Source organism: Mesorhizobium sp. M7A.F.Ca.CA.002.15.2.1, assembly GCF_003998715.1.
GTDB classification, from domain to species: domain Bacteria; phylum Pseudomonadota; class Alphaproteobacteria; order Rhizobiales; family Rhizobiaceae; genus Mesorhizobium; species Mesorhizobium ciceri.
In genome coordinates, this window is record NZ_RZPI01000030.1 from 1 (window position 1) to 19,169 (window position 19,169).

Genomic DNA, 19,169 nt, shown 5'->3' on the forward strand with positions numbered 1-19,169 from the left:
CTTCGTGCCATCGCCGGCCGATCGCATGGCACTGGCCATCGCCCATGGCGGCCTCGACGCCCACACCCACAGCGACTGGCTTGTCGACTGCGCGGTCGCCATCCATGCCGAAGACGTCGATTGGGGGATGTTCCTCGACATCGTCGGAAGACGCGGCCTGGCGGTTCCAGCGGCGGTGGCGTTATCCTATCTGGCGTTCGAGATCGGCATTCCGGTGCCGGAACGGACAATGGCCAGAATCTTCGAGATGGCCGACCGGGCTGGCCTGTCGCGTTGGTCGTCGGTTCTGCAAGCCAAGCCGCGCACGGATTTCGGCGGCCTGGTCTGGCTGTCGCGCGGCCTTGCCAAGCAGTTGCGCCTGAAGCGGAAGAAGGGCCGGTTGCAGCAGGAGCCGCCCGCCAAACCCTGGCGCGGGAGACCGGCCGCGGGCAAGCCGCAAGCCGCATCGGAGCCTCTGGTGTTTTCGCAGGCCATCGCCTGTCCGCAAACGACCGGCGACATGATGCTCGACATCACCGTCAGGATCGGCGTTCCGCCGGTCCGGCGCCGCATCGAAATGGAGATCAATGACGGTGGCGAGCATATCGCTCGCCTGCGTGCCGTGGCTATCAGCCGATCCGGCAGGGAACGCGTGCTGCATTTTCGCGGCAAGGTGACGCTCGACGGCGCGCGAGTTGCCTTGACGCTCGAGGCGCGACCATCGCGACAGTTTCGCGAGTGGAACGACGCGGCCACGGTGGCCGCCTATGGCGCCTTGCCTTTCCAGTTGCTGTCGGCGGGTTTCTTGCCGATCGGCTGAAGGCGAATCCGACGAACCTTTCTCGCAAGGCGGCGTCCGCTCAAACTCCGTAGCGTTCGGTGCGGATGATTTCGGCTGCAACGCCGGCATCGATCAGCGCCTGGGCTGCCGCGGAAACGAAGGCATTGGAGCCGCAGACGAAGGCGAGACCGGGCGGCTCGGGCAGCCGCGCCATGGCTTGCGCCATCATCGCGACGTCCACCCGCCGCGCATAGTCGGCCGGGCGGCGTGCGGCTTCGCGGGTCAGTGTCAGCACCAGCTCGAAGCCGTCCTGACGCTCGTCGAGGGCGATCAGCTCGTCACGAAAGATCACTTCGTCCCAGACCCGGACCGAAAAGACCAGGACGACGGGCACCGCTGAATTCCGTGCGGCGCGGTGGCGGATCATCGACATCAAGGGCACGACGCCCGAACCGCCGCCGACCATCACAAGCGGCCCACTCTCATCCTTCGGCCAGACGAAATGCCCGCCAAGCGGCCCGCGCAGTTCGATTTCGTCGCCAATTGCCGCGACCTCGTGGAAGAAGGGCGAAACCTCGCCATCGTCGAGTTTTTCGATCGCCAGTTCGATTGCGCCATTCGTTTCGGGCGCGGAGGCGATGGAATAGGAGCGGCGCGCCTGATAGCCGTCCGGCGCCGTCAGCCTGACGTCGACATGCTGCCCGGCGCGATAGGCGAAGGGCCGAGACGGCTGAAAAAAGAAGCTGGTGACACGCGGCGTGCGCTTTTCGATGCGGACGATGCCGGCTGTTTGCCAGGGCGACTGCACTGCCGCCGTATCGCTCATGGATCGTTCGTGTAGCGTTGCTCGCGCCATGGGTCGCCATAGATATGGTAGCCGCGCAATTCCCAGAAACCGGGCTCGTCGCGCGAGGTGAATTGCAGGCCGTTCAGCCATTTGGCCGACTTCCAGAAATAGAGATGCGGCACCAGCAGCCTTGCCGGGCCGCCATGATCCGGCGTGATCGGCTTGCCTTCGTAGAGCAGCGCGACCATGGCCTTGCCGGCGGTGAGATCCTTGACCGGCACATTGGTGGTGTAACCGTCGAACGCGTGCGCCAGCGTGAAGCCGGTCGGCGGCTCCACACCCGCGTCGGCAAGGATATCGTCGACCAGCACGCCCTGCCACGGCGTGTCGAACTTGGTCCATGCGGTCACGCAATGGATATCGCGCGTCATCTTGGTCAGCGGCAGCGCGTTGAACTCGGCCCAGTTCCATTTCTTGATCGGCCGTGGCCCATGTTTCAGCGTGAAAAACCAATCCTCGGTGCGCACGCGCGGCGTCGGACCGGCCGACAGCACCGGAAAACCCTGTTCCAGATATTGGCCGGGCGGGATGCGGGCATCGTCATCGGTTGGCGGGCGCCGTCCTGAAGAGAAACCTCGGGTGACCATCGCGGCAATCTCCTGCATCGGGCCGACATCAGCCTGATGCAATGTTCTCGAAGATGTCGTGGCGGGCAACCAAAATCTTGACGGCCGGAGGCCGGAGGGGATCGTCGCCGACGAACCCTGCCGGTCCCGTTCACGTCAAGGCCATTACTCAGCCATTGGCAAAAGGCACCGCGATGTAGATCTGAGCGTCGCCACGCTCGACCAGCAACAGCACCGACTTGCGGCCAGACTTGCCGGCTTGCGCGATTGCCTGGGTTACCTGCCTGGCGTTCTTAACCGGCACCTGATTGACGGCAACGATGATGTCGCCGGCCTGTATTCCGGAAGCGGCGGCGGCTTTGTCGGGATTGACGCTGGCAACCACCGCGCCGTGCTGCTTGCCGGCTAGGTTCATCTGCTGGCGAATGTCGGGCGTTATATCCATCAAGCCGAGCCCTATCGCCGGAGCGCGCCCGGCGCTGGGCGTGTCGGACCCGTCATCCAGCGACGCGGTCTTCGCATCGGCGCTGTTCTGGCCGACATCGACGGAAATCCGCATCGGCTTGCCTTTGCGCCAGACGTCGACCGTTTCCATGGCGCCCGGCGCGACATCGGCGACCGCCCGCGACAGGTCCTTGGGGTCCTTCACGTCCTGCCCGGCAAAGCTGGTGATGACGTCGCCCGTCTCGATGCCGGCCTTGGCCGCCGGCGAGCCGTCATTGACCTCTGAAACCAGCGCGCCGCCGGGATGGTCGAGCCCGATGGCGCTCGCGACATCCGGTGTCACCTCCTGGATCTGAACGCCGAGATAGCCGTACTGGATGGAGCCGCCCTTCATCAGCTTGGCCACCACCTTCTGGGCCTGGTCCGACGGAATGGCAAAGCCGACGCCGACGCTGCCGCCATTGGGCGAATAGATCGCCGTGTTGATGCCGACGACATTGCCCGCGACATCCACCAGCGGGCCGCCGGAATTGCCGTGGTTGATCGGCGCGTCGATCTGGATGAAATCGTCGAACGGCCCGCTATGCAGGTCACGGCCGCGCGCCGAGACGATACCTGCCGTGACGGTGGTGCCGATGCCGAACGGGTTGCCGAAGGCCAGCACCTGGTCGCCTGGCATAAGCTTGTCGGAATCGCCCCATTTGACGGTCGGCAGGGGTTTGTCCGACTTGATCTTCAGCACGGCGAGATCGTTCTTGGCATCGCGGCCGATGAGCTTGGCCGGAAGTTCGGTGCCGTCGTCGAGCGTCACCTTGATCGAAGAGGCCCCATCGATGACGTGATTGTTGGTGACGATGGTGCCGTCGGAGGCGACGATGAAGCCGGAACCCAGCGCCTCGGCGCGCTGCGGTTGCTGTTGCGGCGGCGTCTTGGGCGTCGGCATGCCCTGGTCACCGAAGAACTGGCGGAAATAGTCGTCGAAAGGCGAGCCGCCGTCGAAAGGAGAGGCATCGCTCATCGTTTCAGGCTGTGCCTTCATGACCGTGGTGACCGTCACCACCGCCGGCTTGTCGGCGGCAACGATGGGTGCGAACGAGCCATTGGGCGCAGTGATGCCGGCAACAGGTGTCTGGGTCGTCGGAACGGTGTTGCCCGCGCTTTGGGCGAAAGACATGACGAAGGGGGATATGATCAGCGCAGCGCCCAGCAAGGCCGCGACGCGATGCCTACGAAGGATATCTGACATGGTCGTTTGTCCGGGCGAGAGTTGATCCAGCGCCGTGGCCTCCCATGCGGGAAATCGGTCATCGGCGTGTCGAGGTTGCAATTGCCCGTCTCGCCTACATGGCAGCCAACCGGATCGACGGCCTTGCATCTAGGGCGCGGATTGGCCCGATTTAGGGTTTTCGGGCGACCTTACGAAGATTTAATATCCGCACGGCGGCAGGGTCACAAAGTCGTCGGGTCGCGCCTTGCTGCCTCGCTGGAGCCTCAGCCACCGGCGATTCGTCCGAGATAGGCCGTAGCAATCTCGCGCATGCGCTTGCCGTCGAAGCTCGGTCCGTGTCCTCCATGACCGATACGGATCGGCAGGTCGAGCAGGCGCCGCATCGTACTGATATAGGCGGCCCGGTCGGAATCCGGCAGGTCGTCTATCAGCATGGCGTCGTAGATGGCATCGCCGCTGAAGAACAGTCCGTCGGCCTCGTCGAACAGCGCGATCGAATCCGGTGAATGGCCCGGCAAATGCAGCACGCGAAATTGCCGGTCGCCAAGATCGACGACATCGCCCTCGTCCAGGGTTCGCGTCAACGGCGCGGGCGGGATCCTGTAGTCGGCCGACTTCCATCCGGACGCCGGCAGTTTCGAGACGGCACCCTCGAGGTCGTGGAACATGTAGGCGTAAGTCGCGGCCTCATCCATGGTCTCGAACCGAGCCGCGCTCATTCTTGGCCCGGCCCGCAACGGGAATTCATGCAGCGAGCCGACGTGGTCGAGATGGATGTGGGTGGCAACGACCAGCAACGGCTTGCCCTGCGGCGTCTCGATCTGCGGCGCCAGCGGACAGATGCCCATACCGGTGTCGACGAGCAGGTCGGCATCGCGACCGCGCAGATGCCAGATATTGGCCCGAACATAGGCATGCACGAAGGGCTCGGTCAGCATCGTCGTCTTGCCGTCGACCACGCTCCTGCTGAACCAGCTCGGCATCAAGTGTGAGTCCGGCATACGAAGTGAGCCGGGCATCAGGTGTGAGCCCGGCATCAGACGAAGGGCTTCCCGACCTTGTACTTTTCCGGCACCAGCCGCTTGAGATAGGCCATGCCGGCATCCGACAGCTGATTGACGTCGGGCTTCATGAAATCGTCAGGCATGTGGCGGGTCTTGCCGGCGACGTTCTTGAGCGGCACTTTCTTCAGCACCGTTCTGGTGCCGTCATATTGCAGCGCCACCGAGCCGCCGCCCTGTTCGGCGACGGTGACCGCGAAAGCGCCGGCATCGAAAGCCTCCTGCGCGTCGACCGCGCTGATGGCGCCGATATAGCCGCGCGGCATGTAGCCGAGCGCGTCGACGCGGGCACGCTTGCCGGGCAGGCCTTCCGCCAACGCGCGCTCGAGTGCGGCCGGCAGGTCGCTGCCCGACAGCTTGACGTTGCCATGCGCGTCGCGCTCAAGCTTGTCCGGCGGCACCAGGCTTTCGACCAATGCCTTGCCGTCGGCGGTGCTGACGCCTTCCGAAACGGCGACGATGCAGCGCTTGTGGCGATCGAGCGTGGCACGCACGTCGTCGATGAAGCCAGCGGCCGAGAACGGCCGCTCGGGCACGTAGACGAGATGAGGGCCGCTGTCGGGGTCGAGCTGCCAGGCAGCGGCAGCCGCGGTCAGGAAGCCCGCATGCCGGCCCATGACGATGCCGACATAGATGCCGGGCAGCGCGCGAAAATCGAGATCGACGGACAGGAAGGCGCCGGCGACGAACTCGGCCGCCGAAATAAAGCCCGGCGTGTGGTCGTTTTCCTCGAGATCATTGTCGATGGTTTTTGGCGCATGAACAAAGGCAATTGAGCCGCCGGCGGCGTCGGTCAGGATCTGCTGGGTACCCGACGTGTCGTTGCCGCCGATATAGATGAAGGCGTCGGCGCCGGCCTTCTTCAGGCCGTTGAGGATGACATCGCAATAGGCGGCGTCGGGCTTGTCGCGCGTCGAGCCGAGGGCGGCGCTCGGCGTGCCGGCAATCAGCCGCAGGCGGTCTTCCGGAATGGCGGAAAGGTCGACATAATTGCCGTCACGGATGCCGCGCACGCCATGGATCGAGCCCAGCACCTTGGCACCGGGATGCCGCTTGCGGATCTCCAGCGTCGCCCCGACAACCGTCTGGTTGATGACGGCGGTTGGGCCGCCGCCCTGCGCGATGACAAACGTTCCAGCCATGCTTGATTTCTCCCGGCGCGATGGTTTTCAAGGCACCTTGGCCTGTCTTGTCGCATCGCGCAACGGGAGTTTCGAGCGGCGCCAACACGCCGCATAAGCGTCAGACGACGACGACCGGATTTTTCTTGGAGACGCGGCTGTAGAGGTCGATGATGTCCTGGTTGATCAGGCGCACGCAGCCCGACGACATCGCTTGCCCGATGCTCCACCATTCGGGCGAACCGTGGATGCGATAGCCGGTGTCCTTGCCGTCCTGGTAGATGTAGAGGGCACGCGCGCCGAGCGGATTGGTGAGGCCGCCGGGCTGTCCGGCCTGCCATTTCACCAGTTCAGGCTTGCGGGCGATCATCTCCGGCGGCGGCGTCCAGGTCGGCCATTCCCTGCCGTACTGGATGTTGGCGCGGCCGGACCAGCGGAAACCGTCCTTGCCGATGCCGACGCCATAACGGATGGCATCGCCGCCCGGCTGGACCAAATAGAGCATGCGCTCCTTGAGATGGACGACGATGGTGCCGGGCGCCTCGCCTGTCGTGTCGACGACGATCTGGCGGCGGAATTCCGGCTTGACCTTCAGATATGGCACTTCCGGAACGTTGAAGCCGCCGTCGGTCAGCCCGGCATACATGACCCCGGGACTGGTGACGTTCTTGTCGACGCTGATGCTTGGCCGGATCGGCCGCACGGAACCCGTGGTGACGTCGTCGAGCTCGAGCGCCGGCAGGCCGCCGCCCGAGGTCGAGCAACCGGCGGCGCTCAGCAGCGCAAGCGCCCCTGCCCCGGACAGGATGGCGCGGCGGGAAAGATGATGATCGGTTTCGATTGCGTCGCCATTTCGCGGCGGCGTCAGACCTTGCGGCAACTCACGCATATACCCAGACCCTACGCTGTCGGCGGGAAGCACGGTCCGGCCGGATAGCAGGCATTTTCCTCATTCATGGTTGATAAAGCGTGAAGACCTTGCACAGCCTGCATTTGCGCATGGCCTTGGCGATGTTCGACCTTCTTGCCTGAACTTGAACGAAGGCTGCTGCACAAAAAGACCTCGGTCGAGTCATATTCCCGGCGCCGGCGTCTCCTACTCCTCGAACCATCAGCGAGGGGCCTCCATGTGCAAGACCTTAAAAACCGACATCAAGCTTTTTGCCGCTGCCATTGTCGCGGCGGCAACCGTTCTCGGTGCCAATGTCAGCCTGGCCGATATAGTGAGCACGCTGAGCGGCGCGAACTGACACCGATCTGCCGCTGGCGCAGTTAGGGAAATCGCCTCTTTACATTCTCCCGGGCCTAAGGATTTATCCTCTTCTTTAAGCTCAAAGGAGACGAGCATGTCCTTCGAAAACTGGGCCGCCTTCGCTGCCGCATCGACGATCCTTCTCATCATTCCAGGTCCGACCATCCTGCTGGTCGTGTCCTATGCGCTGGGCCAGGGCTGGCGTACCGCTCTGCCGATGGCCGTCGGCGTGGCGTTGGGGGATTTCACTGCGATGACGTTGTCGATGCTGGGTATCGGCGCGCTGCTGGCGGCCTCGGCGACCGTCTTCACCATCCTGAAGCTGATCGGCGCCGGTTATCTGATCTATCTTGGCGTGAAACTGTTTCGCGCCGGCGGCGCGTTGAAGGCCGAACCGCGCACCGACGCGGTCTCCTCGGCCAAGATGATGGCGCACGCCTGGCTGGTCACCGCGCTCAACCCGAAAAGCATCACGTTCTTCGTTGCCTTCCTGCCGCAGTTCCTCGACCGGCACGCCGATTTCTGGACGCAGATGCTGATCTTCGAGACGACCTTCCTGGCGCTCGCCTTCGCCAATGCCTTCGGCTATGCGCTGATCGCGGCACGCGCACGCAACGTGGTGCGCAATCCCAAGGCGATCCGCATCTTCAACCGCACCGGCGGTACGCTGCTGGTCGGCGCCGGCATCGCCACGGTGGCGATGCGTTCCAGCAATTAAGCTGTCTTTTTGACCGGCCTTACCATTTGACGCTGAAGCCCAGATTGCCTTCGAGGATCCGACGCTTGTCGCCACCGAGATTGGTGGTGTAGTCGCCGGTGGCGAAGATGCTGACCTTGTCCGTCACCTTGGCAATCACGCCGCCGCCGAACTCGAACGAGGTCGATCTGCCCTCGGTCGAGATGTCGGTGGTGTCGAAATTGACATGGCTGGTGCCGCCGAAATCGTGCCAGATGTTGGCCTTGAGATACGGCTGCAGCGCCATGCCATTGATCGCTGTTTCGCCTTGCAGCCGTGCGCCGAGCCGGCCGGTCACGCTGCCGTCCGTATCGAAGGAAACCGAAGCAAAGCGGTCCGACGCATCGTCGAGCGACAATTGCTGCCAGACCAGTTGCGCCTGCGGTTCAAGCGTCCAGCCTTGCGCCAGCGCGATGGGATAGCCGCCTTCCAGCGAAGCGGTGACGCCGGTCCCGCCGACGTCGATGCCAATGTCGCGCGACGATGTTGCGTTGCCGCCGAAGAAGGTGGCCGTGAGGACGCCGTCCAGGTACCAGCCACCCTGACCGATCCGGGTCCAGTAGCCGCCGATACTGGTGCCGTTGATATCCATGCTGCCGACGGACAGATTGTCCCTGCCCAGCGCCTGGCCGCGCACGTCGCCATTCATGCTGGCATAGGCGACGAACAGGCCGGCGCGATCGGTCTGGCCCGACGCGGTTTCGCGGCCGAACAGATCGAAGCCCGCCTGGAGGCCGAACAGGGTGCCGTCAAAGGACGGCGATACCGTTCCTGAATAGGCCATCTTGCTGTCCTGACCGAAGATGCGGCCCCAGACCGGCGACAGCTCGGTGTTCGACAACAGGCTCTGCTCGCCGCGCCGTTCGTGGAATGTGCCGAGCGTCGTCATCGCCAGATGTTCGGCGACCGGCGGCAAGGCCGAATAGACCGGAACCTCGAGGCGATAGAGCAGGATTTCCTCGCCCGCCGCCGGTGTCGGCAGGTCGGGCACCTCAGTTGGCACCACCGGCGGTGGCGGGGGCGGATCCGCCACTGGTGCCGGTGGTGGTGCCGGTGGTGTCGCGGGCGGCGGATCGGTCGGCACGACCGGCGGCGCCGGATCAACCGGATCGGGATCGCCGGGGGTGGATTCCGGCGGAGGCGGCGGCGCAGGGTCGATGGGCGGCGGCGGCGGCGGTTCGGCCGCCGGCGGCTCAGGTGCCGGCGGCGGAGCAGGCTCCAGCGCCGGGGGGGCTGCGGCCGGGGGGGCCGGCGTGTTCAGCGTCGAGCGCAGGTACCAGTTCTCCTCGCTGCCGGCGCTGACGCCGCCCTTGAACAGATAATATTCAAAGGCCCCGGCGGCGACCGGGGCGTCGAGCGCGAATGTCGTGGCGCCCGAGGTGGCGCCGTTGATTGCCTGGATGACCATGATGCCGTCCTGCGTGGTCGCAGCCCCCGCGCCGCCGAGATTGACCACGGAGATGCCGGTCGAACCGGAAGCCGTTCCGCTCGACAGGACCAACTTGTCGGATGCGGAGGAATCGTCACCGAGCTCGGTCTGGATAAGCAGCAGGCCACCCAGGCCGACATAATTGCCCGAAATCGTCAGGCTGTCGGTGGCGCCGGTGCTGCCATTGGTCAGGTCGATGCGCCCGGCATTGGTGACCTGCGCCAGCTGGCCTGCCGTAAACGCCTGGATCGCCGCATTGAAGCCGCCGCCGTAGAGCGTGCTTGCGGCATCGACACTGAGCGAACCCGTGCCGGTGCCGCTGTCGCCGAGCACCAGATTGCTGTCCATCGTCAGCTGGGTGTCATTGGTGGCGTCGATGCTTTCCCAGTTCTGGAGCCGGCTGACGCCATCCAGTTTGACGTTGTCCAGGGTCAGCGCATCGGTGCCGGCACCACCTGATATGGCATCCGTGGCACCGAGATTGGCGTTGGTGAGGTTGCTGAGCCTGGCGGTGTCGTTATCGCCGCCGAGATCGACGGAACCATAGATGATGCCGCCACCGTTCCAGACGAAATTGTCGGCGCCAAAGCTCATCAGTATATCGCCACCGACCGTGCCGCCGGTGACCGTGACGCTGTCATTGCCGCCGCTGACGCTGATGTTGCCGCCGATGGTGCCGCCCGACAGGATGATCGTGTCCTTGTCGAAGCCAGTGACGAGGTTGCGGTCGATGGTGCCGCCTGACATGTTGAAATAGTTCTGATCGAGCTTCATGTTGACCCGGCCGATGCGGCCACCGGTCATCACGGCGTGGTCGCCATCGTCGAAGAAATCGACGATGCGTCCGCCGGTCATGGTGAAGGTGTCGAGGCCGTCGCCCTGGTTGAGCGAGCCGATCTGGCCGCCGCTCATGTTGAAGTCGTCGATGCCGGCGCCCTGCTGGACATTGCCGGTGACGGTGCCCGCGCCAATTTTGAAGAAATCCGTGCCGCCACCCTGATCGACGGTGCCGGTTATGGTGCCTGACTGCATGTCGATGCCGGTCCGTGCCGACGCCAAAGGTCACATTGCCTGATATCTGCCCGGTGCCGCCGGCGGGAAAATTCAGCGTGTTGTCGCCGTCGAGATCGGTGAGGCTGCCGGCTGAGTCGCCGCTGTCACAGGTGTAGACGGTGTTTCCGGCGGATGGAGCCAGCACGCATGCGGCAAACGCGGCGGAGTTGGGCAGCAACGCAAAAGCTGTAGTTGAGAGGATGCTAATAAGCCACGGATGTAACGGATGCGGCTTTCGCCGTTGCGAAGCAATTGTCACCTGCGCATCCGCCGAACGACTGTTCGGAAGCGAGTTCTTCACATGCCGCATCGCGTCCCCTCTCGATTCGCGATTTCCAGCCCCCGCCAGCCGCCGCAATGAAGACACAATTCATTCAATTTTACAAAGCCTAATCTGCCCCGCATGGTTGCTAAACTGCAAAGACTACTGAAAGGTCTGGCGTAGCGCACGGTTGGCGTGTCCGTGGCCTATGCTTTAGGATCGCTTTGGGCCGAAGGATCAAGGGCCTGTCACGGGTCGATAAAGGACATCGCATGGCAATCAGGGACGCATTCGGCCTGGCACTTTCGGGCGCGACGGAGGCGGGATTCACGCCTTACAGCCAGGCAGTGCGTGAACTGCAGTGCTTCATCGGCGATCCCGTAGCTTCCGTCGACCGCGCCATCGCGGAAGATCCCGGCTTCGTCATGGCCCATGTCTTCAAGGGATATCTGTTCGGCCTCGCCACCGAGCGGGAGGCGACGGCCGTGGCCAAGGCTTGCCACGAGGCCGCACTGCCGCTTGCCGCGACCACGCGCGAGCGGGCGCATGTCTCGGCCCTTGGCCATCTCGCCAGCGGGCGCTGGCATGAGGCCAGCCGCGTTCTCGAGGACATCACCATCGAGACCCCGCGCGACGGGCTGGCGCTGCAGGTCGGCCACCAGATCGATTTCTTCACCGGCAATGCCCGCATGCTGCGCGACCGCATCGCTCGTGCCCTGCCTTCGTGGCAAAGCGGCATGCCCGGCTACCACGCCATGCTCGGCATGCAGGCTTTCGGGCTGGAGGAAATGGGTGACTATGTCAGGGCCGAGCAGCTTGGCCGCGAGGCAGTCGACATCGAGCCGCGCGACGGCTGGGCGCAGCACGCCGTCGCCCATGTCATGGAGATGCAAAGCCGGCAAAGGGATGGCATTGCCTGGATGCGCGCCAATCCGGAAGCGTGGACACGGGAGAGCTTCCTGCAGGTCCACAATTGGTGGCACCTGGCGCTGTTCCACTATGATCTCGGCGAGACCGACGCGGTGCTGGCCCTCTATGACGGCCCTATCTACAGCGTGCAATCGACGATGGCGCTCAACATGGTCGATGCCTCGGCAATCCTGTGGCGGCTCCACCTCGGCGGCGTCGATGTCGGCGACCGCTGGGCGGCACTCGCCGCCAACTGGGGCAAGGCGGGAGCGGGTCTTTATGCCTTCAACGACGCCCACGCGATGATGGCCTTCGTGGGTGCCGGGTTAGATGCGCCGGCCCTCGCCTTGCTCGAGGCTCAGCGCGAGGCCATGCGTGGCAGCGACGACAATGCGGCTTTCACGCGGGATGTCGGCCATCCGCTGACGCTCGCCATCAAGGCATTCGGTGAGGGCAGCTACGCCGAGACCGCGCGCCTGATCCGGCCGATCCGCGCGATCGCACATCGTTTCGGTGGCAGCCACGCCCAGCGCGACGTCATCGACCTGACGCTGATCGAGGCGGCCTTGCGCGCCGGTGAGGGTGCGCTGGCCAAGGCGCTCACGGCGGAGCGTTCGATGGCGCGGCCCGACAGTCCGCTGTCAGCGCTGTTTGTGCGACGCGCCGCCGATTTGTCGGAGAATTGACCCGAAGCGGATCTTGTTTTAAAAACTGGCCAAGCCAGATTTTTTCGAGACCCGAAAAAATTAACTGGCGTGGGAGGAAGACATGTATCTGGGCCTCGATCTCGGGACGTCGGGCGTCAAGGCGCTGCTGATCGATGCCGGGCAAACCGTCATCGGTTCCGGCCATGGTTCGCTTGATGTTTCACGGCCGCACCCCGGCTGGTCGGAACAGAATCCCGAGCACTGGATCCGGGCCTGCGAAGACGCAATCGCCGAGCTCAAATCCTCCCATCCGCATGAACTCGCGGCAGTCAAGGGCATTGGCCTGTCCGGCCAGATGCATGGCGCCACGCTGCTTGACGCCGCCGACAAGGTGCTGCGCCCCTGCATCCTGTGGAACGACACGCGCAGCCATGCCGAGGCCGCCGTCCTCGATGCCGATCCGCGTTTCCGCGCCCTGACCGGCAACATCGTCTTTCCCGGTTTCACCGCGCCGAAACTGGCCTGGGTGAAGAAAAACGAGCCCGCTGTCTTCGCCAAGGTCGCAAAAGTGCTGCTGCCCAAGGATTTCCTGCGGCTCTGGCTTTCGGGCGAGCACATTTCGGAAATGTCGGATTCTGCCGGCACGTCCTGGCTCGATGTCGGCAAGCGGCGCTGGAGTGCGGATTTGCTCGCGGCGACATCGCTCGATGAAAAGCAGATGCCGTCGCTGGTCGAGGGTACGCAGAAGGCAGGCGCATTGCGCAGCGAATTGGCATCGAAGTGGGGCGTCCAGGCCGGCATTCCGATCGCCGGTGGCGCCGGCGACAACGCGGCCTCGGCCTGCGGCATGGGCACGGTTGGCGCCGGCCACGCTTTTGTTTCGCTCGGCACGTCGGGTGTGCTGTTTGCCGCCAACGCTTCCTACCTGCCCAACCCGGCTAGCGCGGTTCACACCTTCTGCCACGCGCTTCCGAACACCTGGCACCAGATGGGGGTCATCCTGTCGGCAACCGATTCGCTCAACTGGCTGTCGGAAATCACCGGGAAGAGCGCCGGCGAGTTGACCACTGAGCTCGGCGACACATTGAAGGCGCCGAGCGGCGTGTCCTTCCTGCCATACCTCTCGGGTGAGCGCACGCCCTACAATGATTCCGCCATTCGCGGCGCGTTCACCGGACTGGCGCATCAATCGAGCCGTGCCGTGCTGACCCAGGCCGTGCTGGAGGGTGTAGCCTTTGCCTTTCGCGACAGCCTCGAAGCGCTGGCCACGGCCGGCACAGCCTTGACGCGGGTGACGGCGATCGGCGGCGGTTCGCGCTCACGCTACTGGTTGAAGGCGATTGCCACCGCGCTTCAACTGCCTGTCGACATTCCTGCCGACGGCGACTTCGGCGCCGCCTTTGGTGCCGCGCGGCTCGGCCTGATCGCGGCGACGGGTGCCGATCCGCTCGAAATCTGTACGGCCCCGAGGACGGACGCAACTATCGAACCGGATGCGGCGCTCGGCGGCGCCTATGCCGATGCCTATCAGCGCTACCGGGCGCTTTATCCGGCAATCAGGGTCGCCACGGCGTGAGCGATCTTTCGCCCACGCCGCGGCTGTCCGGCTCACTGCGCCGGCACCTTGTCGAGAAAACCGGTGACGCTCTTGAGGCGGCCGTTCTCGATGATTCCGATGTCGGTACCTTCGATCACCGAAGGCGTCCCCTCAGGTCCGAGATTCCACGAGAAGCGGATCTTGTCGGCAAAACCGTCCGGCGTACCCTTCAGCGAGAACCGGAAACCGGCAAAGCGCTGCTGCACGCCGTCGATCAGAGCCGCGACGCCTTCATGGCCATCACCCTGCATGAGCGGATCGCGGTAGCTGACGTCTTCCGTGAAGGTCGCCTTGAGCAATTCGGCCCGGCGGCCGGCATCGCTTTCGTTCCAGGCGGTGATGTAGTTTTCAGCGATCTTGGTGAGGTCGGTCATGGTCTGTCTCCTTCGTTTGGTGGCTTTGACATGACCCTTTTCAACCAGCGCCGGCGTGAAACCAATTACGCCTGAGGTAATGGCGTCAGAACTTTGTGAGAGGACAGAAATCATGAGCAGTGGATTTTTCGGCGACATCCAGAAGATCAAATATGAAGGGCCGGATTCGACCAATCCGCTGGCCTATAGGTTCTACAATCCCGATGAGGTCGTCGCCGGCAAGCGGCTGGAAGATCATCTGCGCTTCGCCGTTGCCTACTGGCACTCCTTTGCCTGGCCGGGTGGCGATCCGTTCGGCGGCCAGACTTTCGACCGGCCGTGGTTTCCCAAGGCCGGCGGCGTCGACACGATGGAGCTGGCAAAACTGAAAGCAGACGTCGCCTTCGAGATGTTCTCGTTGCTCGGCGCGCCCTACTTCTGCTTCCACGACGCCGATGTACGGCCGGAAGGCAAGGATTTTTCCGAGAGTGCGGCGCGCCTCGATGAGATCGCCGACTACTTCGCGGGCAAGATGAAGCAGACCGGCGTCAAGCTGCTTTGGGGCACCGCCAATCTGTTCTCCAACCGCCGCTTCATGTCGGGCGCGGCCACCAATCCCGATCCGGATGTCTTTGCCTATGCGGCGGCGACGGTAAAAAGCTGTATCGACGTCACCAAGCGGTTGAAGGGCGAAAACTACGTGCTGTGGGGCGGGCGCGAAGGCTATGAGACCCTGCTCAACACCGACCTTGCGCGCGAGCAGGAACAGGCCGGCCGGTTCCTCAGCATGGTCGTCGACTACAAGCACAAGATCGGCTTCAAGGGCACGATCCTGATCGAGCCGAAGCCGCAGGAGCCAACCAAGCATCAGTACGATTACGATGTCGCCACGGTCTACGGCTTCCTCAAGCGCTTCGGGCTGGAGAAGGAGGTCAAGGTCAATATCGAGCAGGGCCACGCCATCCTGGCCGGCCATTCCTTCGAGCACGAACTGGCTCTGGCCAATGCGCTCGGCATTTTCGGTTCGATCGATATGAACCGCAACGACTACCAGTCGGGCTGGGACACCGACCAGTTCCCCAACAACGTGCCGGAAATGGCACTGGCCTACTACCAAGTCCTGCAGGCTGGCGGCTTCAAGACCGGCGGCACCAATTTCGACGCCAAGCTGCGCCGCCAGTCGCTCGATCCGCAGGACCTGCTGATCGGCCATATCGGCGGCATGGACTCTTGCGCTCGCGGCCTGAAAGCCGCGGCGCGCATGGTCGAGGACAAGGCACTGTCGGCGCCGCTGGCCGAACGCTATGCCGGCTGGAACACGGCCGAGGGCAAGGCGATGCTTGCCGGCAAGCGCACGCTTGAGGATATCGCCGAGCGTGTCGTCAAGAAGAAGATCGAGCCGCAGCCGAGGTCCGGCCGCCAGGAACTGCTGGAAAACATCGTCAACCGCTACGTGTAGGGCGAGCGCCGCTTCATCTTTGGACCGACATCCGGCGCCACTGGCTGAAAGCCGCCGCCATCGCCATCTGCTAGTCAGCCCACTTCGCGACAAGCTGCCGAGGATCGCACAGATCTTCGGCAGCCTGCGTGGGACCAGGACGCTACACGTGTCACCGAAAGAGGGCCCGTGCGGCGGCATGTCGTCGTCCCAAACCGCTGTGCACTTTGGGCGACATGCATTGGCAGGAGACGGAAATGGCAGAGGATCGAATCATCGTGCGCCCTGCGCAGGCGAGCGATATTCCGGCGCTGAAGCAGGTGCTGCAGGAAACCTTCGAAGGCACCTGGCTGCCGAACATCACCGAAGCAGCCGCGCAACGCTATGTCGAGACGGATATTGGCGGGCGCTATGTCGACCAGAGCTGGCCTGAATTCGCCATTGCCGAGATCGATGGCGAGGTCGCCGGCTTGATCCATTGGCGCGCGGATTTCATCGAGGCCCTGCACGTGATGGCATCCCGTCAAGGCCAAGGTGTCGGCCGCAAGCTGCTTTCCCATGCCGAACAGGCGGTCAGTGCGGCCGGATTGGCGCAGGCGCGGCTGGAGACCGACACGTTCAACCTGCCCGCACAAGCACTCTACAAAGCGGTCGGCTATATCGAGAAAAGCCGCTATCCCGATGACGAATGGGACAGTGGCTTCACCACGGTGCTGTTCGAAAAGCGGCTTTGAGCAATTCCAGGAAAAGTGGGTACCGGTTTCCCCGGGAAAAGCGTACAGCGCTTTGCCTTGGGAATTGCGCAATCCAACAATAGATTTCTCGTTGACCTGACCTGCCTGGGCGCAGGAACAGCTTTGCGCATGGCCCGGTCCAGCGACATGGTTTTGCCCTTCGACGCCCTTCAATGACCTCGCTCTTGCCTTCAAACTGCCGTCACGAATCTCGTATAAGAGTGGCTCGTGGCGGGAGAGGAAGAAGGAGGCGAACCGATATGCAGAACGAACGTGAAATCGACGCCCTGCTCTCACCTGGCGAGGCTGGATCGATCATCGACCGGCTGATGGCAATGCCGCATCCGAAGGACGGCACGCGCCGCTCGAACGAATGGGATCGCGCTGTGGCCAGCCGTTTCGAGACCCATCTTGCCAAGCAAATGCGCTCGCAGATCGACGGCGGCAGCGACCGTCAGAACGCTGCCTGATTCTATCATAGTCAGCCCCGGCGCAGCCTGACCGGCGCTTCGCCGAAAGCCCTTGAAAACGCTCTTGAAAACGCCGCGGCGGATGAGAATCCGGTCCGCCCGGCAATATCGGCCATGGCGATCCTTGTATCGACCACCAGCCGGCGCGCGGCGCCCAGGCGCAGCCTGAGATAATAGGCGCCCGGTGTCTCGCCGATCGATTTGCGAAAGATGCTCTCCAGCGTCCGTGCCGTCACGCCGGCGCGCTTGGCCACCGCTTCAATGGTCAGCGGCTGGTCGACATGCGCTTCCATCAGCCGGATCGCTTGCGCCAGCCGCGGATCATAGCCATCGAGCCGGCCGAGCGAGACCAGCGGCTGTGCGTCGGTGGCGGCGCGCGCCTGGTCGTAGATGAAGACGCTGGCGACATCGAGCGCGACGGCCATGCCGAGCCTCGTGCGGATGAGATGCAGCATCAGGTCGAAGGTCGGCGACGCGCCGCCCGAGGTGAACACCGGCCCGTCGATAACATAGCGGTCAGGGCGGACATCGACGCCGGGGAATGCCGAGGAAAAATCCTCCATGTCCTCCCAGTGGGTGGTGGCGCTGCGTCCTTCCAGCAGGCCGGCGCGCGCCACCAGCCAGGTGCCGGCTTCGACACCGCCGCAAGCGCGTGCTGTCCGTGCGGCCCGGCGCAGGCCGGACAACAGAGCCGAGGTTGCATAGTTCTGGGTGCCGAAGCCGGCGACGACGACAAGAACGTCGGTCGACTCGCCCGCATCGAAGCGGCCGCCGACCGCCACCGGCAGGCCGCAAGTGGTGACTGGAGCCTCGCCGGTCACCGAGACCAGCTTGAAATCGAACAGGGTCTCGCCGGAGATGCGGTTGGCCGCGCGCAGTGGATCGACGGCGGATGCGACGCACATGATCGACGAACCGGAAAATACCAGCAGCGTCACCCTAAGCGGCGAGCGCTCGGCGCGAAAGATCGTTGGTTTTTCGCTTTTCGTCATGGAAGCTTCGTAAAACGCAAAACAGTTTCCGGCAAGTCGGGCATTGTTGAGGTCTATTTCTTTCGGAGGAGAGTTCCATGCCGCTTGCGATGAACCGTGAGGTCTTCATTACCTGTGCCGTGACCGGGTCCGGCGGGTCGCAGGACCGCAGCCCGCATGTGCCGCGCTCGCCCAAGCAGATCGCGGATTCCGCCATCGATGCGGCCAAGGCGGGCGCCGCCATCGTGCATTGCCATGTGCGCGATCCCGAGACCGGTAGGCCGAGGCGCGACGTACATCTCTACCGCGAAGTGACCGAGCGCATCCGCGCGGCAGAAGTCGACGTCATCCTGAACCTGACCGCCGGCATGGGCGGCGACATGGTGTTCGGATCGCCGGAAGCGCCGCTGCCGCTCAACGAAAAAGGCACCGACATGGGCGGTGCCACCAACCGCATGGAACATGTGCGCCAATGCCTGCCGGAAATCTGCACACTCGACTGCGGCACCATGAATTTCGCCGAGGCCGACTATGTCATGACCAACACGCCCGGCATGCTGCGCGCCATGGGCGGCATGATGACGGCGCTCGGCGTCAAGCCGGAGATCGAGGCTTTCGACACCGGCCATCTGTGGTTCGCCAAGCAACTGGTCGAGGAAAAGGTGCTCAACCCGGATGCGCTGGTGCAGCTTTGCATGGGCGTGCCGTGGGGTGCGCCTGATGATCTCAACACCTTCATGGCCATGGTCAACAATGTGCCGTCGACCTGGAACTGGTCGGCCTTCGCCATCGGCCGCAACCAGATGGCTTATGCCGCGGCGGCGGTGCTGGCCGGCGGCAATGTCCGCGTCGGGCTGGAGGACAATCTGTGGCTCGACAAGGGCGTGCTGGCCACCAATGCACAGCTGGTCGAGCGCGCCGCCAGCATCGTCACCAATCTCGGCGCCAGAATCCTTGGACCGGAAGAGGTACGGCAGAAGCTCAACCTCACCAAGCGGGCGCCGATCGCGGCATAATTATTCGTCGGGAGGGTCGGCATGACTACCGTAAAATTCACCGCGATGAAGGATGGCGACCGGGACGACTACGAGTTCCTGACCGCGCATGAAATCGACTATGCGGCCAGGACCGGCGAGCGGCTGCTCGACGCGCTGGTGCAGCTCGACGCGGGTCTTTCCGGCTACAAGATCACCCGGCTCGGCCATTCGCTGCAGGCAGCGACACGTGCCTGGCGCGACGGCGCAGACACCGACTGGATCGCTTGCGCGCTGCTGCACGACATCGGCGACAT

At 63.9% G+C, this 19,169-nt stretch carries 16 protein-coding genes and 3 pseudogenes; 10 read left to right on the forward strand and 9 right to left on the reverse strand.

The window, feature by feature from the left end; genetic code table 11:
- A pseudogene (locus ENZ74_RS03635) lies at positions 1-799 on the forward strand (hypothetical protein); the annotation flags it as partial.
- A 40-nt stretch (positions 800-839) separates the two neighbouring features.
- Here the strand turns inward: ENZ74_RS03635 and ENZ74_RS03640 are convergent.
- The 6 genes from ENZ74_RS03640 to ENZ74_RS03665 form a co-directional block, all read right to left on the reverse strand.
- Positions 840-1,586: an FAD-binding oxidoreductase gene (locus tag ENZ74_RS03640; RefSeq protein WP_013528277.1), complete on the reverse strand. Its 747-nt coding sequence runs from the start codon at positions 1,584-1,586 to the stop codon at positions 840-842.
- Positions 1,583-2,194 (reverse strand): molybdopterin-dependent oxidoreductase, encoded by a 612-nt coding sequence (locus ENZ74_RS03645; RefSeq protein ID WP_063170438.1) that lies wholly within the window; start codon positions 2,192-2,194, stop codon positions 1,583-1,585. Before ENZ74_RS03645 ends, ENZ74_RS03640 begins: the two co-directional genes overlap by 4 nt.
- 148 nt (positions 2,195-2,342) lie before the next feature.
- On the reverse strand, positions 2,343-3,863 hold the full coding sequence (locus ENZ74_RS03650) for a DegQ family serine endoprotease (RefSeq protein ID WP_063169804.1): 1,521 nt from the start codon (positions 3,861-3,863) through the stop codon (positions 2,343-2,345).
- Between the two features lie 245 nt (positions 3,864-4,108).
- Positions 4,109-4,828 (reverse strand): MBL fold metallo-hydrolase, encoded by a 720-nt coding sequence (locus ENZ74_RS03655; protein ID WP_063170437.1) that lies wholly within the window; start codon positions 4,826-4,828, stop codon positions 4,109-4,111.
- 53 nt (positions 4,829-4,881) lie between these two features.
- Positions 4,882-6,048, reverse strand: a complete 1,167-nt coding sequence (locus ENZ74_RS03660; RefSeq protein WP_013528281.1) for a diphosphate--fructose-6-phosphate 1-phosphotransferase — start codon at positions 6,046-6,048, stop codon at positions 4,882-4,884.
- A 100-nt stretch (positions 6,049-6,148) separates the two neighbouring features.
- Positions 6,149-6,916 (reverse strand): L,D-transpeptidase, encoded by a 768-nt coding sequence (locus tag ENZ74_RS03665; RefSeq protein WP_024501964.1) that lies wholly within the window; start codon positions 6,914-6,916, stop codon positions 6,149-6,151.
- A gap of 238 nt (positions 6,917-7,154) precedes the next feature.
- On the opposite strand from ENZ74_RS03665, the gene ENZ74_RS35655 reads away from it, so the two are divergent.
- Both ENZ74_RS35655 and ENZ74_RS03675 read left to right on the forward strand, forming a co-directional pair.
- On the forward strand, positions 7,155-7,277 hold the full coding sequence (locus ENZ74_RS35655; RefSeq protein WP_013528283.1) for a hypothetical protein: 123 nt from the start codon (positions 7,155-7,157) through the stop codon (positions 7,275-7,277).
- 96 nt (positions 7,278-7,373) lie between these two features.
- Positions 7,374-7,997, forward strand: coding sequence for a LysE family translocator (locus ENZ74_RS03675; protein WP_023761181.1), 624 nt, complete (start codon positions 7,374-7,376; stop codon positions 7,995-7,997).
- A gap of 19 nt (positions 7,998-8,016) precedes the next feature.
- Here the strand turns inward: ENZ74_RS03675 and ENZ74_RS03680 are convergent.
- Positions 8,017-10,807, reverse strand: a pseudogene (locus ENZ74_RS03680) (autotransporter outer membrane beta-barrel domain-containing protein).
- Positions 10,808-11,031: 224 nt separating this feature from the next.
- Here ENZ74_RS03680 and ENZ74_RS03685 point away from each other — a divergent pair.
- The gene (locus ENZ74_RS03685) at positions 11,032-12,354 is read left to right on the forward strand and encodes a tetratricopeptide repeat protein (protein WP_063169803.1); all 1,323 of its coding nucleotides are present in this window, start codon (positions 11,032-11,034) and stop codon (positions 12,352-12,354) included.
- 82 nt (positions 12,355-12,436) lie between these two features.
- Positions 12,437-13,891: a xylulokinase gene (gene xylB / locus ENZ74_RS03690; protein ID WP_063169802.1), complete on the forward strand. Its 1,455-nt coding sequence runs from the start codon at positions 12,437-12,439 to the stop codon at positions 13,889-13,891.
- Positions 13,892-13,923: 32 nt separating this feature from the next.
- On the opposite strand, the gene ENZ74_RS03695 is transcribed toward xylB, so the two are convergent.
- Positions 13,924-14,286 carry a nuclear transport factor 2 family protein gene (locus tag ENZ74_RS03695; RefSeq protein WP_063169801.1) on the reverse strand — a complete coding sequence of 121 codons (363 nt, stop codon included), beginning with the start codon at positions 14,284-14,286 and terminating at the stop codon, positions 13,924-13,926.
- A 112-nt stretch (positions 14,287-14,398) separates the two neighbouring features.
- Between ENZ74_RS03695 and xylA the strand changes: the two genes are divergently transcribed.
- From xylA to ENZ74_RS03710, 3 genes are all read left to right on the forward strand, one after another.
- Entirely contained in the window at positions 14,399-15,724 is a 1,326-nt protein-coding gene (xylA, locus tag ENZ74_RS03700; protein WP_027161006.1) for a xylose isomerase, read from the forward strand.
- Between the two features lie 236 nt (positions 15,725-15,960).
- On the forward strand, positions 15,961-16,437 hold the full coding sequence (locus ENZ74_RS03705) for an N-acetyltransferase (protein ID WP_063169800.1): 477 nt from the start codon (positions 15,961-15,963) through the stop codon (positions 16,435-16,437).
- Positions 16,438-16,697: 260 nt separating this feature from the next.
- Positions 16,698-16,907, forward strand: coding sequence for a hypothetical protein (locus ENZ74_RS03710; protein WP_013528291.1), 210 nt, complete (start codon positions 16,698-16,700; stop codon positions 16,905-16,907).
- An 11-nt stretch (positions 16,908-16,918) separates the two neighbouring features.
- On the opposite strand, the gene ENZ74_RS03715 is transcribed toward ENZ74_RS03710, so the two are convergent.
- Positions 16,919-17,899 carry a GlxA family transcriptional regulator gene (locus tag ENZ74_RS03715; protein WP_024501969.1) on the reverse strand — a complete coding sequence of 327 codons (981 nt, stop codon included), beginning with the start codon at positions 17,897-17,899 and terminating at the stop codon, positions 16,919-16,921.
- Between the two features lie 77 nt (positions 17,900-17,976).
- On the opposite strand from ENZ74_RS03715, the gene ENZ74_RS03720 reads away from it, so the two are divergent.
- Together ENZ74_RS03720 and ENZ74_RS03725 are read left to right on the forward strand one after the other, a co-directional pair.
- A complete protein-coding gene (locus ENZ74_RS03720; RefSeq protein WP_013528293.1) occupies positions 17,977-18,894 on the forward strand; it encodes a 3-keto-5-aminohexanoate cleavage protein in 918 nt (305 codons plus the stop codon).
- Positions 18,895-18,915: 21 nt separating this feature from the next.
- Positions 18,916-19,169, forward strand: a pseudogene (locus ENZ74_RS03725) (peptidase); the annotation flags it as partial.